This is a genomic window from Paenibacillus dendritiformis, assembly GCF_015845845.1.
GTDB classification, from domain to species: Bacteria; Bacillota; Bacilli; order Paenibacillales; family Paenibacillaceae; genus Paenibacillus_B; species Paenibacillus_B dendritiformis_C.
Map to the genome: position 1 here is coordinate 66,824 of NZ_LDIG01000113.1, position 7,203 is coordinate 74,026.

General features: G+C 53.8%; 7 protein-coding genes. All 7 read left to right on the forward strand.

Annotated elements, in window-relative coordinates:
- Nucleotides 1-133: 133 nt before the first annotated feature.
- Nucleotides 134-1,759: a response regulator gene (locus ABD76_RS09880; RefSeq protein ID WP_197256460.1), complete on the forward strand. Its 1,626-nt coding sequence runs from the start codon at nucleotides 134-136 to the stop codon at nucleotides 1,757-1,759.
- A gap of 172 nt (nucleotides 1,760-1,931) precedes the next feature.
- Complete coding sequence (locus ABD76_RS09885; RefSeq protein WP_197256462.1) at nucleotides 1,932-2,894, forward strand: ABC transporter permease subunit; 963 nt, start codon at nucleotides 1,932-1,934, stop codon at nucleotides 2,892-2,894.
- 90 nt (nucleotides 2,895-2,984) lie between these two features.
- Nucleotides 2,985-3,905, forward strand: coding sequence for a carbohydrate ABC transporter permease (locus ABD76_RS09890; RefSeq protein WP_197256464.1), 921 nt, complete (start codon nucleotides 2,985-2,987; stop codon nucleotides 3,903-3,905).
- Nucleotides 3,906-3,970: 65 nt separating this feature from the next.
- Nucleotides 3,971-5,449, forward strand: a complete 1,479-nt coding sequence (locus ABD76_RS09895; protein WP_197256466.1) for an extracellular solute-binding protein — start codon at nucleotides 3,971-3,973, stop codon at nucleotides 5,447-5,449.
- Nucleotides 5,450-6,063: 614 nt separating this feature from the next.
- Nucleotides 6,064-6,198 (forward strand): winged helix-turn-helix domain-containing protein, encoded by a 135-nt coding sequence (locus ABD76_RS30920; protein ID WP_197256470.1) that lies wholly within the window; start codon nucleotides 6,064-6,066, stop codon nucleotides 6,196-6,198.
- Between the two features lie 179 nt (nucleotides 6,199-6,377).
- Nucleotides 6,378-6,629 (forward strand): hypothetical protein, encoded by a 252-nt coding sequence (locus ABD76_RS09910; protein ID WP_197256473.1) that lies wholly within the window; start codon nucleotides 6,378-6,380, stop codon nucleotides 6,627-6,629.
- A gap of 72 nt (nucleotides 6,630-6,701) precedes the next feature.
- Nucleotides 6,702-7,203 (forward strand): IS630 family transposase (locus ABD76_RS09915; protein WP_197256132.1); only part of this gene is annotated, 502 nt, incomplete at its 3' end.

Below are 7,203 nucleotides of genomic sequence, written 5' to 3' on the forward strand. Positions count from 1 at the left end.
TATGGAAGGGTGCCGAAAGCGGGGCACGGGATTTTAAAGAATGCATTGGCTTTTCACCTGAGCGGTGGGGATAGGATTCACGATCTGTATTATATGGGGTCTGTATTATTGGGAAGAGACAGGAGGGAGAAGCATGAATTTGTTAATCATCGAGGATGAACCGCGGCTTCGTCACAGCTTGACGGAGTTAATGCCATGGGAGCAGGCCGGCATAACCGGGGTGACCGCGGCCGCGACGGCGGAAGAAGGCAGGCGGTGGCTGCAGGTGAAGCGTCCGGACATTTTGCTCGTCGATATCCAACTGCCGGACGGGAACGGCCTTGATCTGGCGCGGCAGGCGATGGCCTGGAATGCCGAGGTGAAGGCCATTATTTTGAGCGGCCATGATCACTTCCCGTACGCGCAGGAAGCGCTCGCTCTAGGCGTCAAGCAATATTTGCTCAAGCCGGCGGGCCAGGATGCGATTGTGCGGGCCGTCGCGGAGGCGGTCGCGGAACGCCGCCTGGAGATTCAGCGCAAGCATGACTATGCCTCGCTGCGCCAGCAATGGCAGGCCCATCTGCCGGCTCTGCAGCAGCGTACGCTGCGCCTGGGCCTCGAGGGAGGCCTGTCTGCCGAGGCCTTCCGCCTGCGGATGGCGGAGCTGGGCATCACGCTCAATGCGGACGAGCGCTATGCGGTGATGGTGATGGAGCCCGATCCCGTACCCCCTGAGCGGGCGCAGGCATTCGGGGAAGATGCCGCGTTGATTCACTTTGCCGTCGGCCAGGTGGCCGAGGAGACGCTCCGCTCGATGGGAGCCCGCTCGGCCTTGATCTGCCGGGATGTCGAGAAGCCGATCGCCATTCTGTTCCGGCATGCTCCCGGCGATGGCGGCCCGGCGGACGGGGACGAAGTCATCGCCATCCATGCCATGGCGGGCGCGATGCTGGAGCATATCAAGACATCGCTCAAGCTGACGGCCAGCGCCGGCATCAGCTCGGCGCATGGAGCGCTGGAGGATGCGCCCCGCCTGTACAAGGAGGCGATGTTCGCGCTGGGCCAGCGGTTCGTGCATGGGGGCGACCTCGTCATCCCGTATCGCGAAGGCGGGAGCGTACCGCCGCCGGATGCGGCGGCCGTCCAGAGCGAGCGCTGGATGCGGGAACTGGATATCGCCTGGAGCACCGGCGACGAGCGTCAGGCGTCAGCGGCGGCGGAGGCCTGGATCGGCGAGGTGTGCGCCATCGAGCAGGCCGAGGCGCTCAAGGAGCAGATGCTGCTGCTGCAGTCGTGGATCGTCACGTGGATGCACAAGCAGGGATGGTCGGTCCATGAGGTGATGGAGGAGGAGGCGGAATCGTTCCATCATGCGTCGGAGCTGCGCACGAAGCAGGAATGGAGCGGCTGGATGCGGAGCGTGATTCAACGCATCGGCGCGCAAGCCTGCCTGGTCAGGCGGCGCGGCGGCAATCGGCTCGTGGCGGAGGTGAAGGAGCTGATCGAGCGGGAGCTTCATGGCGAGCTGTCGCTGCAAGGGGTGGCGGATCGGCTGTTCATTAACGCCTCTTACTTGAGCCGGCTGTTCAAGCAGGAGATGGAGCAGCCGTTCTCGGCCTATGTGCTGGAGCGCCGGATGGAGCGGGCCAAGGAGGCGCTCTTTCAAGGGAAGCGGGTGTATGATGCCGCTCAAGCCGCCGGCTTCCGCGATGTCAGTTATTTTACGAAGGTGTTCCGCAAATATTGGGGAGTCACGCCGAGCGAATGGAAGCGGGGCTAGCGGAGGATGCCTTCGGGCAACGGGCAAGCCGTTCACGGCCATAGACATCAATTTACCAGAAGAAGTCATGGCTTTCCCGTTTTCTGGATAGCGGCCTTCCCTTACGCTAGTAATACAGGAATACATTGCAGCCGGTACGGGGTACGGGCCCGCAAGAGAGGAGGGAAGCCAAGTGGAGATAAGAAATGCGGATATCGCCGCCGCTCCGCGTCCGCAGAGGAAGCGTTACTGGCGCAAGCTGGGGAGCGACGTGCGCAAGGACTGGGACTTGTATATCGCGCTTTTGCCGGGCATCGCTTTTTTGCTCTTGTTCAAGTATACCCCGATGTACGGCGTCGTCATTGCCTTTCAGGATTTCAACATTTTCAGCGGCATCGCGGACAGCCCATGGGTCGGCTTGCAGCATTTCGAGCGGCTGTTCCACTCGCCGAAGTTCGCGCAGGTGTTCTGGAATACCCTTATCATTTCGGTGATGAAGATCGCGCTTCTGTTTCCGCTTCCGATCGTGCTGGCCATCCTGCTGAACGAGCTGACAAAAATGTGGTTCAAACGACCGGTGCAGACGATTATTTACATGCCTCACTTCCTGTCCTGGGTTATCGTCAGCGGGATGTTCATGGATTTGCTGTCCATCAACGGGGGGCTTGTCAACCGGATGATTGAATGGTTCGGCGGAGAGCCGATCAAATTTTTCCTCGACAACAGCGTCTTCCGCTGGCTGCTCGTCGGCACGGCCGGCTGGAAGGAGGCGGGCTGGGGCACGATCGTCTACTTGGCGGCGCTGAGCTCCATCGATCCGCAGCTGTACGAGGCAGCCAAAATCGACGGCGCGAACAAGTTCCGCCAAATCTGGCATATTACGCTCCCGGGTCTGGTTCCGGTCATTTTGCTTATGTTCATTCTGCGGCTCGGCCACATGCTGGAGGCCGGCACCGAGCAGATTCTCGTCATGTACAATCCGGTCGTCTATAATGTCTCGGATGTCATCGGAACGTATGTGTACCGCACCGGGCTCGGCGAACAGAATTACAGCTTCTCGGCCGCGGTAGGACTGTTCGATTCCATTGTCGGCTTCATTCTGATTGTCGGCGGAAATTATCTTAGCCGGCGTCTGCTGAACCGCGGCATCTGGTAGGGGCGCGTCGGCGGGCGGTGCAGCCGAACGCCAGAGCTAGGGCGGGAACGCAGCCGCAGCGGAACGACTGACGAAGAAAGGAGGCCTGGCATGAAAACCGGTCGAAAGACGAAAGGGGTGCGGACGGCGATCCGCATGTCGACGGGAGAGCGCATCTTTCAGGCGCTGAACTATCTCTTTTTTGCCATCGTGTCCTGGACAACGCTGTTCCCGTTCCTCAACTTGATCGCCAAATCGCTGAGCGGCGAAGAGGCTGTGGTGTCGGGGCGGGTGTCGTTGTTCCCGGTCGATATTCAGTTCGGCACGTATGCGTACGTCTTGAGCGACGCCAAATTCATGAACGCCTTCCTGGTTTCCGTCATCATTACAGTGGCGGGGACCGCTTTGGGGCTCGTCATGACGGCGATCGCCGCCTATCCTCTGTCCAAGCCGCGGCTGCGCGGACGGAAGTTTTTCATACTCATGTACGTGTTCACGATGCTGTTCAGCGGCGGTCTCATTCCGACGTATTTGCTTATGCACCGGCTCAATCTCATCGATACGCTATGGGTGCTTTTTTTGCCGAGCATGATCAGCGTATTCAACATGTTAATCATTAAAAACTACTTCGAATCGCTTCCCGACGAACTGGAAGAGTCGGCCAAGATGGACGGGGCCTCGAATCTGACGATCTTGTTCCGCATTACCGTTCCGCTGTCTCTGCCGGTGTTCGCTACGATCGCGCTCTTCTATGCGGTTGGCTTCTGGAACGATTATTTTGCTTCTATGATTTACATCAATTCTCCGGATTTGAAACCGCTTCAGTTGTATCTGAAGGAACTGCTGATTCACTCCAACATCACCTATCAGGATGGAGGGCATGTGCCGAATATCGATGCCGTCATGAACTCGACGCCGCAGGCGATTCAGGCCGCTTCGATTCTGGTCGCGACCTTGCCGATCCTGCTCGTCTATCCATTTCTGCAGAAATACTTCGTGAAAGGGGTGTTAATTGGCTCCGTTAAAGGTTAACCGCATGAATGAACATCTAGGCACGTATGCGTGCGCACAAGATCAAAAAGAACGGGGGATTGCTCATGCGGCGTCAACGGATTTGGGTTTCGGTGGTGGCGATTATAACGGCATTGTCGCTTATCGGCTGCAGCGGCGCCAAGTCGGGTCAAGGCGCAGAAGGCGGGGAAGGATACAGCAAGCAGCTCCGCCAGCTGATGCCGTTCGATCGGTTCGAGCCGAACGGGGACCCGGTCGCCCAGTATTTGAAGGAGAAGACCGGCTATACGGTCAAATACGAGATGCTTCCGGCGGAGAACGCCGACGAGAAGCTGAATCTGCTCATGGCGAACAAGGAGCCGTATGACATTTTGAAGCTGGCGCCCGCGCAATACTATCAGCTCGTGTCATCTGGAGCGCTGGAGCCGCTCGACGATCTGATCGAGAAGTACGGCACGAACATGAAGCAGGTGATCGGGCCCGATTCCTGGGTCAGCGCGCAGTATGAAGGCAAAACGTATGCCATCCCGGAGACCGGCGGCGGCAATGGCGGGGCATCGTATGCGCTCGTCGTGCGCAAGGATTGGCTCGATGAGCTGAATCTGAAGGTGCCGACCAATCTTGACGAGCTGGTCACGGTGCTGAGGGCGTTCAAGGAGAAGAAGAATGTCATTCCGCTGACGGGCGGCAAGGCTCCTGTCCATCCGGACATCGCCAGTGTATTCGGCTTGACGACGGCCTGGCTGGAACGGGACGGCAAAATCATTCATTCCGTCGAAGCGCCGGAGATGAAGGAGTACCTGGCCTTCATGAGACAGCTGTATCAAGAGGGGCTGATCGACTCGGAATGGGGCATTAACACGGCGGACAAATCCATCGAAAAGATGGCCAGCGGGAAGGCGGCCATGTACAGTCCGGGATGGTGGGTCGCTCCGAATCTCGTGAACGCTTTGGCCAAAAACTTCCCGGAGGCGAAGCTGGAGATTATGCCCGTCCTGAAAGACAAAGCGGGCGTGGCGCGGGTAGGATCGGCCGGCAATACGACCAACTATTATATCGCGGTGCCGAAGTTTTCGAAGAATAAGGAAGAAGCCATCAAGTGGCTCGATCTGAAATTCGATAAGGATATCTTCAAAGGCATTGCCATCGGGGAAGAAGGAGTTCACCACACGTTCGAGAACGGGGTGTACACGCCGATTATGCCGAAGTTCGCGGACGAGCGCAGCAATGCGAGCGCCTTCCTGACGGGCGTGGACGAGAACAATTATCCGACGTATTGGCAGGCGCGCCTCAAGAAAAATCCGGTTGTGGAAAACTATTTCGTCACCTTCAAGAAGAATGCGGAGGGCTTGATCGTTATCGATCCGATGAGCTCGGCGCCGCCGATTCCGGACATCTCCAAAAACCTGCAGCGGCTGAACAAATTCCAGGAGGACACGTTCATCAACTTCATCAGCGGGGCAGAGCCGCTGGACAATTATGATCAGTTCCTCGCGGAATGGTATGCTCAGGGCGGCGAAGCGATGGTGAAGGCCGCCAACGAATGGTATGCCTCCAAGCGTTGAATGATTGCGTTTATAGCAAGGGAAGGATGGAGACTGCACCGCCTGACGGCTGCAGTCTCTTGCTGTATTCATGAAGGAATCACAGGAAATAGAGCACCGAATAGCGCGACTTTTCTGCAGCCTTCAGATTTTGTTTCAAACTATGTTAATTTTGTTTATGACCATGGTTGGTAAGAAGTTTGGTCGGTAGGACTCAAGAGTTTAACTGTGACTCAAGGATGCCCTTTTGCAGGCGTCCTTTTTTTATAAAAAATCCATATTATTATCTAATTTTTCCTTAAATATGAATAAGGTAATTTAAGGAAAATAATGATGTGGTTAACCATGGGAGTTGATGTATAAGGGCGCCCAGCATCACATAACTATGTAGAGGCTCGGAAAATTGAGCAGGTTTTCTGGACCTGAAAAAAGGGGGGATAACATGTTTAATGATCGTTTTTTTATCGAGGAAGATTGTTATATTGATTTTGAATAAGCAAATTTGGTGAAAAAGGGATTGCCTTGTTCTTTGTCTCGTATAGAACTTCGGCTATTACAACAATTTGCGATAAAACCGGGTCAAATTATTTCTACCAAACAGTTAATAAAGCATACGTGGATGGCTAATAAATCATTTGTTTGACCGACAAGAACTTTATGTCTATATTAATCGCCTTAGAAAGAAGATGGAGGATGATCCCAAAAAACCAAAGCCTCTTGTTACTATCAAAAGCGTTGGTTATGTACTGTATGCTAAAACTTTTAAATGATTTATACATTGGCTTCGAAGCTCGACTAGAAATGCCAAAATATGTCGAAACACGTCGGATCAGCTGTACAAACTTTAAGATTTTCGACAAAAAACAAATCATATACTTTGAATTGAGTTCAGGAAGAAGTAAGTCGAAGTGAAGAGCAAACAAAATTTATTGAGGAGGAATGAGGATTTATGAAAAAACTCTCGATGACCTTGTTGACTTTCACGCTTTTATTTACGACTCTTTTAACAAACTCGGTTTTTGCAGCAAATTATGATTCCCAAAGTTTCGAAAAACGTTCCACCAAGTACGGAAATCAAATTTTTGTGGACGCTTCTGTACGTAATTTGTTTCACTATAATGAAGAGCTAACAAACCATATCAACACCCCTGGAAATAGTATCGTTTTTTATGGAGTTGGTCTATATAGAATAAACTATTGAACTTCCATAACAGGAGGGTTTTGTCCCATCATTGTCGAATTCAGAAATACCCTGAATGAGGCGGTGAATGAGATGGATAACAAGGAAGCGCTGGCTGCAGTTGAAGAACGAATAAGAACGACGAAGGATCGCCGCATGTACGAGCGACTTCAAACCGTACGTTTACGATTAATGGGCAAGTCTGTACGCGAGATTGCCACGATCATCTGTCGTTCGGAGAAAACTATTCGCCTTTACATCCGCGCCTATGAAAAAGAAGGGTTGTCGGGCTTGGCCATGCAATTCTCTCCCGGGCGATCCCCACGCCTGACGAAAGAACAGCGGGACGCATTGAAGCAAGTCATTGTGAACCAGGTGCCAGCAGACGTTGGATTCACCGCCAAATTCAATTGGACGTTGCAACTGATAGCAGACTACATTGAGCGTACGTATGGATGTACCTATTCGCTGCGCGGCGTTTCGAAGATGATGGAACATATGGGCATGAGCTATACGAAACCGACGTATACGCTTGCCGCTGCAGACCCTGTTAAACAACAACAGTTTGTCGAAGAAACGTTTCCGGCTCTAAAAA